Source organism: Ideonella sp. (genome assembly GCF_041918995.1).
Taxonomy (GTDB): domain Bacteria; phylum Pseudomonadota; class Gammaproteobacteria; order Burkholderiales; family Burkholderiaceae_C; genus Ideonella.
The window spans coordinates 231,206-249,556 of the sequence record NZ_JAYRUN010000001.1 but is presented as its reverse complement, the minus strand read 5'-3'; the positions used below and the strand labels follow the sequence as shown (position 1 = coordinate 249,556).

Sequence of the window (18,351 nt, the reverse complement as noted above, 5' to 3'; positions counted from 1 at the left end):
GCGCTCAGGCGCCGGGCACCTCGTCCACCAGCACGCCCTTCTCCAGGTGCACCAGGCGGTGTGCCCGGGCGGCGGCCTTGGGGTCGTGCGTCACCATCACGATGGTCTTGCCGAGCTCGCGCACCAGGCGGTCCATCAGGGCGAGCACCTCCTCGCCGGTGGCGCGGTCCAGGTCGCCGGTGGGCTCGTCGGCCACGATCAGCGGTGGGTCGGTCACCAGGGCACGGGCGATGGCCACGCGCTGCTGCTGGCCGCCCGAGAGCTCGCCGGGGCGGTGGTCGGCCCGGTCGCTCAGGCCCACCATGGCCAGCAGGGCGGCGGCCCGCTCGGCGCGCTCGCGCGCGCCCAGGCCGGTCAGCAGCAGCGGCAGTTCCACGTTCTCGGCCGCGGTGAGCACCGGCAGCAGGTTGTAGAACTGGAAGATGAAGCCCACGTGCTCGGCGCGCCAGTCGGCCAGCTCGCCCTCGCCCAGCGTGGCGATGTCCACGCCGCCGATCTCCACCGTGCCTGCGCCGGGCCGGTCGATGCCGGCGATGAGGTTGAGCAGCGTGCTCTTGCCCGAGCCCGACGGGCCCATGAGCGCGACGAATTCGCCCGCGGCCACCTCGAGGTGGATGTCCAGCAGCACGGGGATGTCCTGGCCGCCGCGGCGGTAGGCCTTGCGCAGCCCGCGCAGGCGGATGAGGGGCGGGCCGCTCATCGGCCGGCCACGCGCACCGCCTGGCCGTCACGCAGCCCCGGCGGCGGCGCCAGCACCACGCGGTCGCCACGCTGCAGGCCTGCGCCCGACACCTCCACCGCTTCACCGAGCCGGCGGCCGGCGCTGACCGGCAGCGCCTGCACGCGGCCGTCGGCGCCCACGCGCAGCAGCACGGGGCGGCCCTCGCGCTCGGCCAGCGCACCGGGGGGCACGGCCAGCACCGGCTGGCGCTCGTTCGCGCCGGGCGCCTGCGACAGGAAGCTCACCTTGGCGCTCATCTCCGGCAGCACGCGCGCGTCCATGCGCTCGAAGCGGACCTTGGTCATCACGGTGGCCTTGGCGCGGTCCACCGTGGGCACGATGCGCGCCACGCTGCCGGCCAGGCGCAGCTCGGGCAGGGCGTCCAGCGTGATCTCCACCGGCTGGTCCACCGCCACCTTGCCCACGCTGGACTCGGACACGTCGGCTTCCACCTCCAGCGTGGACAGGTCGGCCAGGGTGACCACCGCGCCGGACGTGCCGGCGGCGCTGGAGAAGGGGGTGATGAGGTCGCCGACGTTGGCGTTCTTCACCAGCACCACGCCGTCGAAGGGCGCGCGGATCTCGGTGGAATCGCGGTTCACGCGCGCCACGGCCACCTGCGCCTGCGCCTGGCCGACGGCCGCCTGGGCCGTGGCCAGCGCGGCGCGTGCGGCGGCGGTGCTGGCGGCGGCGGTGCGGGCGCGGGTCCCCGCGCTGTCCACCGCCTGGGTGGACACGAAGCCCTGCCCCGACAGGCCCAGCGTGCGCTGCAGGTCCTGGTCGGCCAGCGCCTGCTGCGCTTGCGCCAGCACCAGGTTGGCCTCGGCTTGGCCGGCGGCGGCGCGGGCCTGCCGTTCGCCGGCCTGGGCCACGCCCAGGCTGGCGCTCACGTCGGCGGCGTCCAGACGGGCGATCAGCTCACCCTGGCGCACGCGGCTGCCTTCGCGCACGTGCAGTTCCACCAGCCGGCCCGTGGCCTTGGACGACACCGCGGCGCGGCGCTGCGCCACCACGTAGCCCGAGGCCGAGAGCTGGGTGTACTGCTGCGAGGGCCAGGCCGGTTGCACGGTGGCCACCTCCACCGCGGGCACGCGCGGCCAGGCCCACCAGGCGGCTGCGGCCAGCGCGAGGGCCGCCACGGCGCCGATGGCCCATCGGCGGCGGCCATGTCGCCGCGTGTCGGCGCGCGGCGGGCGCCGCAGGGCGGACAGCCCGGAGGGCGGCAGGGACGCGGCTGCGGCGGGGGAGGGGGCGGTGGCGGGGCCGGCGTCGCGGCCCGGGCTCTCGGGTTCGGGCATGGGCCAAGCATGCCATGGCCGCGGCGCAGCGGCCGCGCCCGCACGGCGTGACCGTGCTCAGGCGGCCGGCGCGGAGCGGAAGCCCCAGAAACCGTCGTGGCGCTCGGGGTCCTGCGCGCGCGTGGCGGGGGTGTCGAGCGGCTGCACGAAGCAGCCACCGACGAGCTGGCCGGCGCCGCCGTTGCCGTCACCTTCGCCATCGCCGGGCGCCACCCACTCCCACACCTGTCCCCAGGTGAAGCCGGCGGTGTGCGCGGCAGCCTGTCGCCACTCGTCGGCGCTGGGCAGGCGGCGGCCCGCCCAGCGGCACCAGGCCTCGGCCTCGTGGCGGCTCAGGTGCATGGCGGGCAGCGCCTCGTCCAACGGCACCCACTGGCCGAAGCGCGCGCGGCGCCAGCCCGGCTCGCCCATGGCCTCGTCCGGCGCGGCCAGGTGGCGCGGGCGCGGCAGCTGCAGCCGCTTGCGCCAGGCCCAGCCGTCGGCCGACCAATGCGCACGCTCTGCATAACCCCCGGCCTGCACGAAGGCCAGCACCTGGCCCCAGGTGACGGGCGCGAGGTCCACGCCGTCGGGGGACGGCGCGGCGCCCGCGGGCACGGCGGCCGGGTCACCGGCATCCGCGCCGGGGTCGATGCCCAGCGTCTGCGCCATGCCCAGCCAGTGCTCATGCAGCGCCTGCTCGGCCTGCAGCACCTGCGCGAACAGCGCCAGGGCGGCGGGGTGGCGCCGCGCGGTGGGCAGCAGGGCCAGGCTGCGTGCGCGCGTGCGCTCGGCCCAGCCCAGCACCGTGGCCGCGGGCGGCAGCATCTGGTGCCAGCGCGCCGGGTGGTTCACCCGCCGGTCGTCGAACCAGGCGTCGGCGGGCGGCAGGTCGGTCTCGGCGGCGTGGGCGCCCGCCTCGTCGTGCCGGCCTGCCAGCCACAGCGGGTTGCGGCCCAGGCCGCGCGATTCGCGCCAGGCCAGGTGGCCCAGGTCCCACAGCGGGGGGCTCAGCTCGGGCAGGTAGCGCGGCAGGCTGTCGGGCCCCAGGCCGGCCCGCAGGCGCGCGAACAGGCGCAGGCTGCGCACGCGCGCGCCTGCGAGGGCGGTGGCGAGCGTGTCGGCGGTGGCGACGCGGTCGGCGGTGTCGGGCGTGTCGTGCGTGTCGGCGGTGTCCATGGCGGGGCCGGATTATCCGCGGCGTGGGCCGCGCGGCCCGCTGGCCTGCGCCCCTGCGGGCGGCGTGCCGAGGGGCCTGCTGGTAGGCTCCCCGGCATGGACACTTCTGCCGATTCCTCTTCCCTTGCCGCGCCGCCCCGGCTGACTTCGCTGTCGCACGGTGGCGGCTGCGGCTGCAAGATCGCCCCGGGCGTGCTCAGCGAGATCCTGCGCGGCACGGCCGGCATGCCGGTGCCGCCCGAGCTGCTGGTGGGCATCGAGACCAGCGACGACGCCGCCGTGTGGCAGCTCAACGACGAGCAGGCGCTGATCGCCACCACCGACTTCTTCATGCCCATCGTGGACGACCCGTTCGACTTCGGCCGCATCGCGGCCACGAACGCGATCTCCGATGTTTACGCCATGGGCGGTCGGCCCATCCTGGCGCTGGCCATCGTGGGCATGCCGGTGAACGTGCTGGGCACCGAGGTCATCGGCCGCATCCTGGCCGGTGGCCAGGCGGTGTGCCGGGCGGCCGGCATCCCCATCGCGGGCGGCCACACCATCGATTCGGTGGAGCCCATCTACGGCCTGGTGGCGCTGGGCCTGGTGCACCCGCAGCGCGTGCTGCGCAACGCGGCGGCGCGGCAGGGCGACCGCCTGGTGCTGGGCAAGCCGCTGGGCGTGGGCGTGCTCTCGGCGGCGCTGAAGAAGGCGCGCCTGGACGAGGCGGGTTATGCCGCGATGATCGACACGACCACCCGGCTGAACACGCCGGGGCCGCGCCTGGCGGAGCTGGACGGCGTGCATGCCATGACCGACGTGACGGGCTTCGGCCTGGCCGGCCATGCGCTGGAGATGGCCCGGGGCGCGGACGCGCAGGTGGCCATCGACTGGCCGCGCGTGCCGCTGCTGGCGCAGGTGCGCGCGCTGGCGGCGGACGGCATGGTCACCGGCGCCAGCGGCCGCAACTGGGCGGCCTACGGCGCCGATGTGCTGCTGGACGAACGCCTGGACGCCACCGACCGCGCGCTGCTGACCGACCCGCAGACCAGCGGCGGCCTGCTGGTGGCCTGCGCGCCGCACGCGGTGGACGCGGTGCTGGCGGTGTTCCGCGCCGAGGGCTTCACCGAGGCCGCCGAGATCGGCGAGATCACCGACGGGCCCGGCGGCACGCTGCGCGTGCGTGGAACCTGAGCCAATCCCGCCGTTCGGCCTGAGCCGCCCCCGCCGTTCGGCCTGAGCCATTACCGCCGTTCGGCCTGAGCCCCCCGCTGTTCGGCCTGAGCCGTTACCGCCGTTCGCCCTAAGCCGCCACCGCCGTTCAGCCTGAGCCACCACCTCCGTTCGGCCTGAGCCTGTCGAAGGCCCCGCGAAGCCTCCGTTCGGGCTGAGCGTGTCGAAGCCCGCGCAAGCATGCAGAGGTGGGCGCGAGCCCGCCCCGGCGCCCGCCCCGTCGGGCTCATTCGTCCGCGCCTTCGGCCTCACGGCCGAAGGTGCCCTGCGATGCTCGGCCGCGGGTCGCGCGGCTCAACTCGCTGCGCTCACTGCGTTCGCTGCGCTCGAACAGTCGCCGCGAGTCAGATCACGAAGCGCGCCTTGGGCGCGCCGACCCGCCACCTGCGCTTCTCGGCGCTGCCCACATCGCCCACCGGGGCGGGCGCCGGTGCGGGCCGGAGGGCGGCTCGTCCTGCAAAGGGGGCCCTTCGACAAGCTCAGGGCGAACGGAAGTGGCGCCTCAGCCCGCGGCCGCCAGCGCCTGCGCGTGGTGCGCCAGGTGCTCGCCGATGAAGCTGGCGATGAAGTAGTAGCCCGCCTACGGCGCCGACGTGCTGCTGGACGAACGGCTGGACGCCACCGACCGCGCGCTGCTGACCGACCCGCAGACCAGCGGCGGCCTGCTGGTGGCCTGCGCGCCACATGCGGTGGACGCGGTGCTGGCGCTGTTCCGCGCCGAAGGCTTCGCCGAGGCCGCCGAGATCGGCGAGATCACCGACGGGCCCGGCGGCACGCTGCGCGTGCGTGGAACCTGAGCCAATCCCGCCGTTCGGCCTTGGCCGCCCCCGCCGTTCGGCCCGAGCCATTACCGCCGTTCGGCCTGAGCCGCCACCTCCGTTCTGCCTGAGCCGCCACCGCCGTTCGGCCTGAGCCTGTCGAAGGCCCCGCGAAGCCTCCGTTCGGGCCGAGCCTGTCGAAGCCCGCGCAAGCATGCAGGGTGGGCGGGAGGGCAGCTCGTCCTGCAAAGGGGGCCCTTCCACAAGCTCAGGGCGAACGGAAGTGGCGCCTCAGCCCGCCGTCGCCAGCGCCTGCGCGTGGTGCGCCAGGTGCTCGCCGATGAAGCTGGCGATGAAGTAGTAGCTGTGGTCGTAGCCAGCGTGCCGGCGCAGGGTGAGCGGGTGGCCGGCGGCGGCGCAGGCGGTTTCGAGCAGCTCGGGCTTGAGCTGCGTGGCGAGGAACTCGTCGGCCTCGCCCTGGTCCACGAGCAGCGGCAGCCGCTCGGTGGCGCCGGCCACCAGCGCCACGGTGTCGTGCGCGGCCCAGGCCGCGGGGTCGTCGCCCAGGTAGGCGCGCAGCGCCTTCTGGCCCCAGGGCACCTGGCTGGGCGCCACGATGGGCGAGAAGGCCGACACGCTGGCGTAGCGGCCGGGGTGGCGCAGCGCCAGGGTGAGTGCGCCATGGCCGCCCATCGAGTGGCCGTAGATCGACTGCCGGCCGGTGGTGGGGACGTGCTGCGCTACGAGGGCGGGCAGCTCGTCCACCACGTAGTCCTCCATGCGGAAGTGGGGCGCCCAGGGGGCCTGCGTGGCGTTCAGGTAGAAGCCGGCGCCCTGGCCCAGGTCGTAGCCCGGGTCGTTGGCCACGCCGTCGCCGCGCGGGCTGGTGTCGGGCGCCACCACGATCAGGCCCAGCCGCGCCGCGTGGGCCTGCGCGCCGGCCTTGGTGATGAAGTTCTGTTCGGTGCAGGTCAGGCCCGAGAGCCACACCACCACGGGGCAGGGCTGGCCGGCCAGTGCGGCGGGCGGCAGGTACACGCCCAGGCGCATGTCGCAGCCCAGCGTGGACGAGGCGTGGCGCCACACCTCCTGGCGGCCGCCGAAGCTGGCGTGGTGCTCGATGCGTTCCATGGCGGCTCAGCTCCCGGGCTCAGTAGTGCAGCACGGTGCGGATGGACTCGCCCCGGTGCATCAGGTCGAACGCCTCGTTGATGCCGGTGAGCGGCATCGTGTGGGTGACGAAGGGCGCCAGCCGGATGCGGCCGGCCATCGCGTCTTCCACCATGCCGGGCAGCTCGCTGCGGCCCTTGACGCCACCGAAGGCCGTGCCCAGCCAGCGCCGCCCGGTGACGAGCTGGAACGGGCGGGTGGAGATCTCCTGCCCCGCGCCGGCCACGCCGATGATGACGGACTGGCCCCAGCCACGGTGCGCGCACTCCAGCGCCGCGCGCATCACCTGCACGTTGCCGATGCATTCGAAGGAGTGGTCCACGCCCCAGCCGGTCATCTCGACGATCACCTGCTGGATGGGCTTGTCGTGGTCCTTGGGGTTCACGCAGTCGGTGGCGCCGAAGGCGCGCGCCAGCTCGAACTTGCCGGGGTTGGTGTCGATGGCGATGATGCGGCCGGCGCCGGCCAGCTGCGCGCCATGCACCACGGCCAGGCCGATGCCCCCCAGGCCGAACACGGCCACGGTGTCGCCCGGCTGCACCTTGGCGGTGTTCTTCACCGCGCCCAGGCCGGTGGTGACGCCGCAGCCCAGCAGGCACACCTGCTCGGGGTCGGCCTCGGGGTGGATCTTCGCCAGCGAGACCTCGGCCACCACGGTGTACTCGCTGAAGGTGGAGCAGCCCATGTAGTGGTACAGCGGCTGGCCGTTGTACGAGAAGCGGGTGCTGCCGTCGGGCATGACGCCCTTGCCCTGCGTGGCGCGCACGGCCACGCACAGGTTGGTCTTGCCGCTGCGGCAGAACAGGCACTGGCCGCACTCGGCGGTGTACAGCGGGATGACGTGGTCGCCGGGCTTGACGCTCGTGACGCCTTCGCCCACCTCCACCACGATGCCGGCGCCCTCGTGGCCCAGCACCACCGGGAACAGGCCCTCGGGGTCGTCGCCGCTGAGGGTGAAGGCATCGGTGTGGCACACGCCGGTGTGCGTGATCTTCACCAGCACCTCGCCCTGCTTCGGGGGCGCGACATCGATCTCGACGACCTGCAGGGGCTGGCCGGCCTGGAAGGCGACGGCGGCACGCGATTTCATGGCTTCTCCTGGTGGCGATGGCGCGCCGCCGGCGGGCGCGAGGCGGCCACTGTACAGGCGGGAAGAAGCAGCGTGGCGGGGCGGGAATCAGGCCGGTGTGGCCGGTGCAGGGGCGGGGGCCGGCGAGGCCGCGGCCAGGCCATTGGCGAAGTGCTCGCGCATGAGCTGCGCGGCGCGGGCGCCGTCGCCCGCCTCGATGGCCTGCATCACCGCGCGGTGCTCGGCCAGGCTCTCGGCGATGCGCCCGCGGCGGAACAGCGAGTGGTGGCGGTTGAGCTTCATCACCTTGCGCAGGTCGCCCACGATCTGGCTGCGCCAGCGGTTGCCGGCCAGCGCCAGCAGGCGCAGGTGGAACTGCTCGTTGGCGGCGAAGAAGGCGTCGCGCTGGCGCACCTGCTTCTCCAGCTTGTCGTGCAGGGCGCGCAGCTCGGCGATCTCGTCGGCGCGGCGGCGCTCGGCCACCTCGGCGGCGGCGTCGGCCTCCAGCAGGCCGAGCAGGCGGTAGACCTGCTGCACGTCGTCGGTGGACATCTCGGTGACGTAGGCGCCGCGGCGCACCTTCATCGTTACCAGGCCCTCCACGGCGAGCACCTTCAGCGCCTCGCGCAGGGGGGTGCGGCTGATGCCGTACTCCTGCGCGAGCTTGAGCTCGTCGATCCAGCTGCCGGGCTCGAGCTCGCGGTTGAAGATCTGCTCGCGCAGCCGCTCGGCCACCTGCTGGTACAGGGCGCGGGGAGCCAGCGGATCGGCTGGCGGAAGGGCGGCGGTGGGCACGGGCGTCAGACAGGCGTCAAGCTTGAATTCATAATTATGCATAACGTATAGTTCACGGCAAGCCGGGTGATCCCCGGCGGCGAGTCGTCTTCAGGAGCCCCCATGAGCAGCCAACCCGAGTTCACCCCCGCCAGCCTGGAGCAATGGGCCAAGGCGGCCGCCAAGTCCGCGCCGGGGGGCGACGTGGCGGCGCTGAACTGGGTGACGCCCGAGGGCATCACCGTCAAGCCGCTGTACACCGCGGCGGACACCGCGGCGCTGCCGCATGCCGACACGCTGCCCGGCTTCGAGCCCTTCATCCGCGGGCCGCAGGCCACCATGTACGCGGTGCGGCCGTGGACGATCCGCCAGTACGCGGGCTTCTCCACCGCGGAGGAATCCAACGCGTTCTACCGCAAGGCGCTGGCGGCCGGCGGCCAGGGCGTGAGCGTGGCCTTCGACCTGGCCACCCACCGCGGCTACGACAGCGACCACCCGCGCGTGACGGGTGACGTGGGCAAGGCGGGCGTGGCCATCGACTCGGTCGAGGACATGAAGATCCTGTTCAACGGCATCCCGCTGGACAAGGTGAGCGTGTCCATGACCATGAACGGCGCCGTGCTGCCGGTGCTGGCGGGCTACGTGGTGGCGGCCGAGGAGCAGGGCGTCAGCCAGGACAAGCTGTCCGGGACCATCCAGAACGACATCCTCAAGGAGTTCATGGTCCGCAACACGTACATCTACCCGCCCGAGCCGAGCATGCGGATCATCGGCGACATCATCGAGTACACGGCGCAGAAGATGCCGAAGTTCAACTCGATCTCGATCTCCGGCTACCACATGCAGGAGGCGGGGGCCAACCAGGCGCTGGAGCTGGCCTTCACGCTGGCCGATGGCAAGGAGTACGTGAAGACCGCGCTGGCCAAGGGCCTCGACGTGGACGAGTTCGCCGGGCGCCTGAGCTTCTTCTGGGCGATCGGGATGAACTTCTATCTCGAGATCGCCAAGATGCGCGCGGCGCGCCTGCTGTGGTGCCGCATCATGAAGGGATTCGGCGCGAAGAACCCCAAGAGCCTGATGCTGCGCACGCACTGCCAGACCTCGGGCTGGAGCCTGACCGAGCAGGACCCGTACAACAACGTGGTGCGCACCACCATCGAGGCCATGGCGGCGGTGTTCGGCGGCACGCAGAGCCTGCACACCAACAGCTTCGACGAGGCCATCGCGCTGCCCACCGAGTTCTCGGCGCGCATTGCCCGCAACACGCAGCTCATCATCCAGGAGGAGACCCACATCACCAACGTGGTGGATCCCTGGGCCGGCTCCTACCTGATGGAGTCGCTCACCCAGGAGATGGCCGACAGGGCCTGGGCCATCATCGAGGAGGTGGAGGCCATGGGCGGCATGACCAAGGCCGTCGACTCCGGCTGGGCCAAGCTGAAGATCGAGGCCAGCGCCGCCGAGAAGCAGGCGCGCATCGACAGCGGCAAGGACGTCATCGTGGGCGTCAACAAGTACCGCCTGGCCAAGGAAGACCCGGTGGACATCCTGGAGGTGGACAACGTCCGGGTGCGCGAACAGCAGATCGCCCGGCTGCGCCAGATCAGGTCCACGCGCGACGACGCCCGGGTGCAGGCCGCGCTGGCCGCGCTGACCGACACGGCGCGTGCCGGCCAAGGTAACCTGCTGGCCCTGAGCATCGATGCGATCCGCCTGCGCGCCACCGTGGGCGAAGTCAGCGACGCGCTGGAGGCCGTGTTCGGCCGCCACCGCGCCGACATCCAGAAGGTGACCGGTGTGTACGCAGCTGCCTATGACTCGGCCGAAGGCTGGGACAAGCTCAAGGGCGAGATCGACGCCTTCGCGGCCGAGGCCGGCCGCCGGCCGCGCGTGATGATCGCCAAGCTGGGCCAGGACGGCCACGACCGCGGCGCCAAGGTGGTGGCCACGGCCTTCGCCGACCTGGGTTTCGACGTGGACATGGGCCCGCTGTTCCAGACGCCCGAGGAATGCGCCCGGCAGGCTATCGAGAACGACGTGCACGCGGTGGGCATCTCCACCCTGGCGGCCGGCCACAAGACGCTGGTGCCGGCCATCATCGCCGAGCTGAAGAAGCAGGGCGCCGACGACATCGTGGTGTTCGTGGGCGGCGTCATCCCGCAGCAGGACTATGGCTTCCTCTACGAGGCCGGCGTGAAGGGCATCTACGGCCCGGGCACGCCCATCCCGGTGAGCGCCAAGGACGTGCTGGAGCAGATCCGCACGGCCCAGGCGGCCTGAGGGCCGCGACGACGGCCGTTCCACCCCCACGCAGTCCCCATGAGCGCGCCCACCCCGACCGACCGGCCCGACCTCGCCCTGCGGCCCGCCGACGAAGGCGATTTCGAGGCGTTGCTCGCCCTGCGCCTGGCCGCGATGCGCGAGAGCCTCGAGCGTGTGGGCCGCTTCGACCCGCAGCGCGCGCGTGAGCGGCTGTCGCGCGGCTTCCAGCCGGCCCACACGCGCCACATCCTGCGCGGCGGCGAGCTGGTGGGCTTCGTGGTGGTGGTCCCGCGCGAGCGCGACTGGCTGCTCGACCACCTGTACATCCACCCCAGCGCGCAGCGCGAGGGCATCGGCGCGTGGGTGCTGGCCCAGGTGCTGCGCGATGCCGACGCGCTGCACATGCCGGTGTCCGTCACCGCCCTGAAGCACAGCGACGCCAACCGCCTCTACCAGCGCCACGGCTTCGAGCTGCAGGCGGAAGGAGAGTGGGACCTTTACTACCTCCGGCAGGCGCGATGAAGCCGTTCTTCGTGTACCTGCTTCGCTGCGCCGACGGCAGCTACTACGCGGGCCACACCGACGACCTCGATGCCCGCATGCGCCAGCACCACGCCGGCACGCTGGGCCACACCAGCGAACGGCGGCCGCTGGAGCTGACCTGGGCCGGCGAGTTCGAGACGCGGGCCGGGGCGCTGGCGTTCGAACAGCAGATCAAGGGCTGGTCCCGGGCCAAGAAGGAGGCGCTCATCCGCGGGGATTGGGACGCGGTGCAGCGCCTGGCGAGAGGACAAGTGAAGGACGAGGGGCTTCGACAAGCTCAGCCCGAGCGGTTGAGAGATGCCGTTCGCCCTGCGCCTGTCGAAGGGCACGTGACGAACAAGGGGCTTGGACAAGCGCAGCCCGAGCGGTTGAGCGATGCCGTTCGCCCCGAGCCTGTCGAAGGGCACGTGACGAACAAGGGGCTTCGACAAGCTCAGCCCGAGCGGTTGAGAGATGCCGTTCGCCCCGAGCCTGTCGAAGGGCAAGTGAAGGACGGGGGGCTTCGACAAACTCAGCCCGAACGGGTGAGGGATGCCGTTCGCCCCGAGCCTGTCGAAGGGCAAGTGAAGGACGAGGGGCTTCGACAAGCTCAGCCCGAACGGTGGAGAGATGCCGTTCGCCCTGAGCCTGTCGAAGGGCACGTGACGGACAAGGGGCGTCGACAAGCTCAGCCCGAACGGCAAGAAGACTCCGTTCTCCCTGAGCTGGTCGAAGGGCCCTCCAGCCCCAGCCCGCAGGGCTCACTTGTCACCGACATCCTCGGCACCCATTCCGCCCGCCGCCGGCGCGCCATCGCAAAGGCCATCACCCTGCTGGAATCCACCCGAGCCGACCACCGCGAGCGGGCGGATGCGCTGCTGAACGCCCTGTTGCCGCATGCGGGCCGCTCGCTGCGGCTGGGCATCTCCGGCGTGCCGGGCGTGGGCAAGAGCACCTTCATCGAGGCACTGGGCCTGCACCTCATCGGCCAGGGCCACCGCGTGGCCGTGCTGGCGGTGGACCCGTCCTCGTCCGTCTCGGGCGGCTCCATCCTGGGCGACAAGACGCGCATGGAGCAGCTGTCCATCCAGGAGGCGGCCTACATCCGGCCCAGCCCCAGCGCGGGCAACCTGGGCGGGGTGGCCGAGCGCACGCGCGAATGCATGCTGGTGTGCGAGGCGGCCGGCTTCGACATCGTCATCGTCGAGACCGTGGGCGTGGGCCAGAGCGAGACGGCGGTGGCCGGCATGACCGACATGTTCGTGCTGCTGCAGCTGCCCAATGCGGGTGACGACCTGCAGGCCATCAAGAAGGGCGTGATGGAGCTGGCCGACCTGGTGGTGATCAACAAGGCCGACATCGACGAGGCCGCCGCCACCCGGGCCCGCGCGCAGATCACCTCGTCGCTGCGCCTGCTCGGCATGCATGCCCATGGCACGCCCGAGGGCGCGCCGGCCTGGCAGCCGCGCGTGTTGCAGCTCAGCGCACTCAGGCACACCGGCCTGGCCGAGTTCTGGGCCACCGTCACCGAGTTCCACACGCTGCAAGCCACCCACGGCCGGCTGCAGCAGCGCCGCCACGCCCAGGACGAGGCCTGGATGTGGGAGCGCATCGACGCCGGCTTGAAGGAGCGCTTCCGCCAGCACCCGGCCGTGCGCGCCCAGCTGGCCGGGCTGGCCGGCGGCGTGCGCGCCGGCACGGTGGCGGCCTCGGTGGCCGCGCGCCGCCTGCTCGACCTGTTCCACTGATTCCACCGATTCCACGTATCCGACCGAGGAGCCACACCAAATGCACGACATCCAGCAGATGCTCGAGGACAAGCGCGCCAAGGCCCGACTGGGCGGCGGCGAGAAGCGCATCGCCGCCCAGCACGCCAAGGGCAAGCTCACCGCGCGCGAGCGCATCGAGCTGCTGCTCGACGAAGGCACCTTCGAGGAGTGGGACATGTTCGTCGAGCACCGCTGTGCCGACTTCGGCATGGCCGACAACAAGGTCCCGGGTGACGGCGTGGTCACCGGCTACGGCATGATCAACGGCCGCCTGGTGTTCGTGTTCAGCCAGGACTTCACCGTCTTCGGCGGCGCGCTCAGCGAGGCCCACGCCGAGAAGATCTGCAAGGTGATGGACCAGGCGATGAAGGTGGGCGCGCCCGTCATCGGCCTGAACGACTCCGGCGGCGCGCGCATCCAGGAGGGCGTGGCCTCGCTGGGCGGCTACGCCGACGTGTTCCAGCGCAACGTGATGGCCTCGGGCGTGATCCCGCAGATCAGCATGATCATGGGCCCCTGCGCCGGCGGCGCCGTGTACTCGCCGGCCATGACCGACTTCATCTTCATGGTGAAGGACAGCTCGTACATGTTCGTCACCGGCCCCGAGGTGGTGAAGACCGTGACGCACGAGGAGGTGACCGCCGAGGAGCTGGGCGGCGCCACCACCCACACCGGGCGCAGCGGCGTGGCCGACCTGGCCTTCGAGAACGACGTGGAGGCGCTGCTGATGCTGCGGCGCTTCTTCAACTACCTGCCGCTGAACAACAAGGACAAGCCGCCGGTGCGCCCCAGCGGGGACGCGGCCACGCGCATCGACTTCTCGCTCGACACGCTGGTGCCGGACAACCCGAACAAGCCCTACGACATGAAGGAGCTGATCCTCAAGGTCGTGGACGACGGCGACTTCTTCGAGATCCAGCCCGACTACGCGCAGAACATCGTCATCGGCTTCGCCCGCATGGAAGGCGCCACGGTGGGCATCGTGGCCAACAACCCGCTGGTGCTCGCCGGCTGCCTGGACATCAAGAGCTCCATCAAGGCGGCGCGCTTCGTGCGCTTCTGCGACGCGTTCAACATCCCCGTGGTGACCTTCGTGGACGTGCCCGGCTTCATGCCCGGCACCAGCCAGGAGTACGGCGGCATCATCAAGCACGGCGCCAAGCTGCTGTACGCCTACGCCGAGTGCACGGTGCCCAAGATCACCGTGATCACCCGCAAGGCCTACGGCGGCGCCTACGACGTGATGGCCTCCAAGCACCTGCGTGGCGACGTGAACTTCGCCTGGCCCAACGCCGAGATCGCGGTGATGGGCGCCAAGGGCGCGGTGGAGATCATCTTCCGCGAGGACAAGGGAGACCCGGCCAAGCTGGCCGCCCGCGAGGCCGAGTACAAGGCCCGCTTCGCCAACCCCTTCGTGGCCGGCGCACGCGGCTTCATCGACGACGTCATCCAGCCGCACGAGACGCGCAAGCGCATCTGCCGCTCGCTGGTGATGCTCAAGGACAAGAAGCTCGAGAACCCGTGGCGCAAGCACGGCAACATCCCGCTGTGAGACCCACCCCCGAAGCGGCTTCGCCGCTCCCCCTCGAGGGGGCGCCGCCAGTGGCCCGGCGAAGCCGGCGCCACGGCGGCCGCTTGGAGGCGGCGGCGCTTCGCGCGCCATGAGAGACACACTGAGGCACGACATGTTCAAGAAGATCCTGATTGCGAACCGCGGCGAGATCGCCTGCCGCGTCATCAAGACGGCCAGGAAGATGGGCATCGCCACCGTGGCGGTGTACTCCGAGGCCGACCGCGAGGCCCGCCATGTGGAGCTGGCCGATGAATCGGTGCTGCTGGGCCCCGCGCCCAGCCGCGAGAGCTACCTCGTGGCCGACAAGATCATCGCCGCGGCCAAGGCCACCGGCGCCCAGGCCATCCACCCCGGCTACGGCTTCCTCTCGGAGAACGAGGACTTCGCCCGCCGCTGCGAGGAGGAAGGCATCGTCTTCATCGGCCCGAAGCACTACAGCATCGCGGCCATGGGCGACAAGATCGCCTCCAAGAAGCTGGCCAACGAGGCCCAGGTCAGCACCATCCCCGGCCACAACGAGCCCATCCTCAGCCCGGAGGAGGCGGTGCAGATCGCGCAGCGCATCGGCTACCCGGTGATGATCAAGGCCTCGGCCGGCGGCGGCGGCAAGGGCCTGCGCGTGGCCTACAACGACAAGGAGTGCTTCGAGGGCTTCTCGTCGTGCCGCAACGAGGCGCGCAACAGCTTCGGCGACGACCGCGTGTTCATGGAGAAGTACGTCCAGGAGCCGCGGCACATCGAGATCCAGGTGCTGGGCGACGCCCACGGCAACGTGGTGTACCTGCACGAGCGCGAGTGCTCCATCCAGCGCCGCCACCAGAAGGTGATCGAGGAGGCGCCGTCGCCCTTCATCAGCGACGCCACGCGCAAGGCCATGGGCGAGCAGGCCGTGGCCCTGGCCAAGGCGGTGAAGTACCAGAGCGCCGGCACGGTGGAGTTCGTGGTCGGCAAGGACCAGGACTTCTACTTCCTGGAGATGAACACCCGCCTGCAGGTGGAGCACCCGGTCACCGAGTGCATCACGGGGCTGGACCTGGTGGAGCAGATGATCCGCGTGGCCGCCGGCGAGAAGCTCGCCTTCGGCCAGGCCGACATCCCGAAGCAGGGCTGGGCCATCGAGTGCCGCATCAACGCGGAAGACCCGTTCCGCAACTTCCTGCCGTCCACCGGCCGCCTGGTGCGCTACCAGCCGCCGCAGGCCAACCTGGAGCAGGGCAGCGTGACGCTGCGCGGCGCCGCCTACGAAGGCGGTGCCTTCGGCGGCGTGCGCGTGGACACCGGGGTCTACGAGGGCGGCGAGATCCCGATGTTCTACGACTCGATGATCGCCAAGCTCATCGTGCACGGCATGGACCGCAACGACGCCATCGCCAAGATGCGCGCCGCGCTCAATGCCTTCGTCATCCGCGGCATCAGCAGCAACATCCCCTTCCAGGCGGCGTTGCTGGCGCACCCGAAGTTCGTCTCCGGCGCCTTCAACACCGGCTTCATCGCCGAGCACTACCCGCAGGGCTTCCGCGCCGAGGACGTGCCGCACGACGACCCGCTGTTCCTGGTGGCGCTCGCTGCCTTCGTGCGCCGCAAGGCGCGCGAGCGCGCGGCCGGCATCAGCGGCCAGCTGCCCGGCCACGAGGTGGCCCACCTCGACGACCTGGTCATCGTGGTGCTGGGCCGCGAAGGCCAGAACACCCACCACGCCGTGAAGGTGACCGGCTTCGACGCCGCCGCGGGCCGCGCCGTGGTGCAGGTGGGCGAGCGCCGCTACGACATCCAGAGCCCCACCAAGCTGGGCGACATCCTGATGACGGGCACCTGCAATGGCCAGCCCTTCTCCGCCCAGGTGGAGCGCGGCCCGAGCAAGAGCCCGCTGGCGCTGCGCGTCAGCCACAACGGCACGCAGATCGACGCCATGGCCCTGCTGCCGCGCGCCGCCGAGCTGCACAAGCTCATGCCCTACAAGGCGCCGCCCGACCTGTCGAAGTTCCTGCTGTCGCCCATGCCGGGCCTGCTGGTGGACGTGGCGGTGACGCCGGGCCAGAAGGTGCTGGCCGGCGAGAAGCTGGCGGTGATCGAGGCCATGAAGATGGAGAACATCCTCGTGGCCACGCAGGACGGCGTGGTCAAGGACGTGCTGGCGGCCAAGGGCGCCAGCCTGTCGGTGGACCAGCCCATCGTGGCCTTCGAGTGAAGGGCACGACGATGAGCAGCGAAGACACGAGCCTGCCGCCGGGCCGCCCCAAGGCAGGCGAGGTCCCCTCGGGGGACCGGCGGGCGTACCCGCCCGCCGAGGGGCGGACATTCCGCATCCTCGGCATCCAGCAGATCGCCATCGGCGGGCCCAGCAAGGACAAGCTGAAGGCACTGTGGGTGGACATGCTGGGCCTGCAGGTCAAGAGCACCTTCGTCAGCGAACGCGAGAACGTGGACGAGGACATCTGCGCGCTGGGCAGCGGCCCCACCGCCGTGGAGGTGGACCTGATGCAGCCGCTGGACCCGGAGAAGAAGCCGGCCGTGCACACCACGCCGCTCAACCACGTGGGCCTGTGGGTGGACGACCTGCCCCAGGCCGTGGAGTGGATGACGGCCAACGGCGTGCGCTTCGCCCCCGGCGGCATCCGCCGCGGCGCCGCCGGCCACGACATCTGCTTCATCCACCCCAAGGGCAACGACGAGTTCCCGCTGGGCGGCGAGGGTGTGCTGATCGAGCTGGTGCAGGCACCGCCCGAGGTGGTTCAGGCGCTGGGCTGAGCCTCGGGTTGGGCCGCTGCGGCCGGCGGCGCCAGCTCGTCCACGCGGGTGGTGCGCGCCGAGTCCTCGGGCGAGAAGACCATGCGCCGCAGGGCGCCGGCCGGTGCCTGCTGGCGGTCCTTGCGCACACGGAACTGGCCCAGCCCGGGCAGGGCCATGCGCTCGTCGGGCGTGCACTCGTTCAAGGCCTGGCGCAGGGCGTGCAGCGTGGCGAGCACGATGCGCTGCGCGCCCTGGGCACCGGACTGTGCGGTGGCCACGGCGGGTTCGATGCGCTGGATGCGCTGCATGAGTTCGTCGAGTTTCATGGGGTGGTGGCGAGCAGCGCCGGGCTGCCGTGCAGGGTGAAGAGATCGGCGGCGCGGGCGATGGCGAAGCCGCGGCGGCGGGCTTCGCCCATCACCAGGGCCCAGTCGTCGGCGAGCATGTCCATGTCGGGTGCGCGGCTGCCCACGTACTCGTGCTCGCGCGGCTCGATGACCACGCCGTAGCGGGCGGCCAGCTGGGCGCGGTCGCCCTCGTACATGCCGGTCACGTAGTTCACGGTGGCGCGGTCCACGAACATGGCGCCGCGGAACTCCTTCTTCAGCTTGGACAGGGCCGTCACCTCGTCCACGAACCCGGCCGCCTCGGCCTTGGGGAAGAAGTTGTTCACCACGCGCTTGATGAACAGCAGGTTGCCGGTGACGCTGGGGTTGCTCTCGTAGGGCTTGCGCACGAAGCGCGCCAGGTCGCCACCCAGGCCGATGACCTGGGCGAAGTCCTGCACGATGTCGCCGCCGTGCAGGGCCGCGCGGTCGTACAGGCGCACGGTGACGCGGTCACGCCCGAACACCTCGCCCCAGGCGTCGGCCACCTTGAACAGCGGCTTGCGGGTGAAGTAGCAGAACGAGTCGAAGGCGCAGCTCAGGTGCGTGGCCTGCACGTTCTGCTGGTACCAGCTGGCGAGGTAGGCCACGTGCTCGCGCACGTACAGCACCACGCGCACCTCGTGCCCGTCGAGCGCGTCGCGGATGCGCTCGATGCCGCGCGGCACGTGGGTGTGGAAGTCCTCCGACGACAGCACCGCCCGCTCGCAGCCGGCCAGCTCGGTGCGCAGCGCGGCCACCATCTCCCGCGTGGCCGCGTCGTTGGCCAGCGGGCCGGGCTTCAGGCGCTTGGACAGCGGGTGGTGCGCGGTGGTGTCGCGGCCGGCGCGCGGGTAGCACCAGCCTTCGGCGCGCAGCGCGTCGGCGTTCATGCTGAAGAAGTCCTGCAGCGAGGAGGTGCCGGTCTTGTTCAGCCCGATGTGGAGGTGGATCTCGGCCATGGGGA

General features: G+C 71.7%; 15 protein-coding genes and 2 pseudogenes. 9 read left to right on the top strand and 8 right to left on the bottom strand.

Annotated elements, in window-relative coordinates; translation table 11 throughout:
• Positions 1 to 4: 4 nt before the first annotated feature.
• The 3 genes from ACE3UN_RS01205 to ACE3UN_RS01195 form a co-directional block, all read right to left on the bottom strand.
• A complete protein-coding gene (locus ACE3UN_RS01205; protein ID WP_374673068.1) occupies positions 5 to 700 on the bottom strand; it encodes an ABC transporter ATP-binding protein in 696 nt (231 codons plus the stop codon).
• The gene (locus tag ACE3UN_RS01200) at positions 697 to 1,947 is read right to left on the bottom strand and encodes an efflux RND transporter periplasmic adaptor subunit (protein WP_374673186.1); all 1,251 of its coding nucleotides are present in this window, start codon (positions 1,945 to 1,947) and stop codon (positions 697 to 699) included. Before ACE3UN_RS01200 ends, ACE3UN_RS01205 begins: the two co-directional genes overlap by 4 nt.
• Positions 1,948 to 2,076: 129 nt before the next feature.
• Positions 2,077 to 3,177, bottom strand: a complete 1,101-nt coding sequence (locus ACE3UN_RS01195; RefSeq protein WP_374673067.1) for an SUMF1/EgtB/PvdO family nonheme iron enzyme — start codon at positions 3,175 to 3,177, stop codon at positions 2,077 to 2,079.
• Positions 3,178 to 3,273: 96 nt separating this feature from the next.
• Here ACE3UN_RS01195 and selD point away from each other — a divergent pair, with 96 nt between their 5' ends.
• Both selD and ACE3UN_RS01185 read left to right on the top strand, forming a co-directional pair.
• A complete protein-coding gene (gene selD, locus ACE3UN_RS01190) occupies positions 3,274 to 4,353 on the top strand; it encodes a selenide, water dikinase SelD (protein WP_374673066.1) in 1,080 nt (359 codons plus the stop codon).
• 647 nt (positions 4,354 to 5,000) lie between these two features.
• Positions 5,001 to 5,189 (top strand): annotated as a pseudogene (locus ACE3UN_RS01185) (AIR synthase-related protein); the annotation flags it as partial.
• A gap of 252 nt (positions 5,190 to 5,441) precedes the next feature.
• Here ACE3UN_RS01185 and fghA read toward each other — a convergent pair.
• The 3 genes from fghA to ACE3UN_RS01170 form a co-directional block, all read right to left on the bottom strand.
• A complete protein-coding gene (gene fghA, locus ACE3UN_RS01180) occupies positions 5,442 to 6,281 on the bottom strand; it encodes an S-formylglutathione hydrolase (protein WP_374673065.1) in 840 nt (279 codons plus the stop codon).
• 19 nt (positions 6,282 to 6,300) lie between these two features.
• Positions 6,301 to 7,410, bottom strand: coding sequence for an S-(hydroxymethyl)glutathione dehydrogenase/class III alcohol dehydrogenase (locus ACE3UN_RS01175; protein WP_374673064.1), 1,110 nt, complete (start codon positions 7,408 to 7,410; stop codon positions 6,301 to 6,303).
• Between the two features lie 87 nt (positions 7,411 to 7,497).
• Positions 7,498 to 8,226, bottom strand: a complete 729-nt coding sequence (locus tag ACE3UN_RS01170) for a GntR family transcriptional regulator (protein ID WP_374673063.1) — start codon at positions 8,224 to 8,226, stop codon at positions 7,498 to 7,500.
• A gap of 60 nt (positions 8,227 to 8,286) precedes the next feature.
• Between ACE3UN_RS01170 and scpA the strand changes: the two genes are divergently transcribed.
• The 7 genes and pseudogenes from scpA (at position 8,287) to ACE3UN_RS01135 (ending at position 17,037) form a co-directional block, all read left to right on the top strand.
• Complete coding sequence (gene scpA, locus ACE3UN_RS01165; RefSeq protein ID WP_374673062.1) at positions 8,287 to 10,443, top strand: methylmalonyl-CoA mutase; 2,157 nt, start codon at positions 8,287 to 8,289, stop codon at positions 10,441 to 10,443.
• A gap of 39 nt (positions 10,444 to 10,482) precedes the next feature.
• Positions 10,483 to 10,947, top strand: coding sequence for a GNAT family N-acetyltransferase (locus ACE3UN_RS01160; RefSeq protein ID WP_374673061.1), 465 nt, complete (start codon positions 10,483 to 10,485; stop codon positions 10,945 to 10,947).
• Positions 10,944 to 11,153, top strand: a pseudogene (locus ACE3UN_RS01155) (GIY-YIG nuclease family protein); the annotation flags it as partial. The gene ACE3UN_RS01160 and the pseudogene ACE3UN_RS01155, both read left to right, overlap by 4 nt.
• A gap of 570 nt (positions 11,154 to 11,723) precedes the next feature.
• Positions 11,724 to 12,695: a methylmalonyl Co-A mutase-associated GTPase MeaB gene (meaB, locus tag ACE3UN_RS01150; protein WP_374673185.1), complete on the top strand. Its 972-nt coding sequence runs from the start codon at positions 11,724 to 11,726 to the stop codon at positions 12,693 to 12,695.
• A 40-nt stretch (positions 12,696 to 12,735) separates the two neighbouring features.
• Positions 12,736 to 14,268, top strand: a complete 1,533-nt coding sequence (locus tag ACE3UN_RS01145; protein ID WP_374673060.1) for an acyl-CoA carboxylase subunit beta — start codon at positions 12,736 to 12,738, stop codon at positions 14,266 to 14,268.
• A gap of 133 nt (positions 14,269 to 14,401) precedes the next feature.
• Entirely contained in the window at positions 14,402 to 16,477 is a 2,076-nt protein-coding gene (locus ACE3UN_RS01140) for an acetyl-CoA carboxylase biotin carboxylase subunit (RefSeq protein WP_374673059.1), read from the top strand.
• A gap of 11 nt (positions 16,478 to 16,488) precedes the next feature.
• Positions 16,489 to 17,037 carry a VOC family protein gene (locus ACE3UN_RS01135; RefSeq protein WP_374673058.1) on the top strand — a complete coding sequence of 183 codons (549 nt, stop codon included), beginning with the start codon at positions 16,489 to 16,491 and terminating at the stop codon, positions 17,035 to 17,037.
• On the opposite strand, the gene ACE3UN_RS01130 is transcribed toward ACE3UN_RS01135, so the two are convergent.
• Together ACE3UN_RS01130 and ACE3UN_RS01125 are read right to left on the bottom strand one after the other, a co-directional pair.
• On the bottom strand, positions 17,022 to 17,345 hold the full coding sequence (locus ACE3UN_RS01130; RefSeq protein WP_374673057.1) for a hypothetical protein: 324 nt from the start codon (positions 17,343 to 17,345) through the stop codon (positions 17,022 to 17,024). The genes ACE3UN_RS01135 and ACE3UN_RS01130 overlap by 16 nt on opposite strands.
• Complete coding sequence (locus ACE3UN_RS01125) at positions 17,342 to 18,346, bottom strand: hypothetical protein (RefSeq protein ID WP_374673056.1); 1,005 nt, start codon at positions 18,344 to 18,346, stop codon at positions 17,342 to 17,344. Before ACE3UN_RS01125 ends, ACE3UN_RS01130 begins: the two co-directional genes overlap by 4 nt.
• Positions 18,347 to 18,351 lie beyond the last annotated feature (5 nt).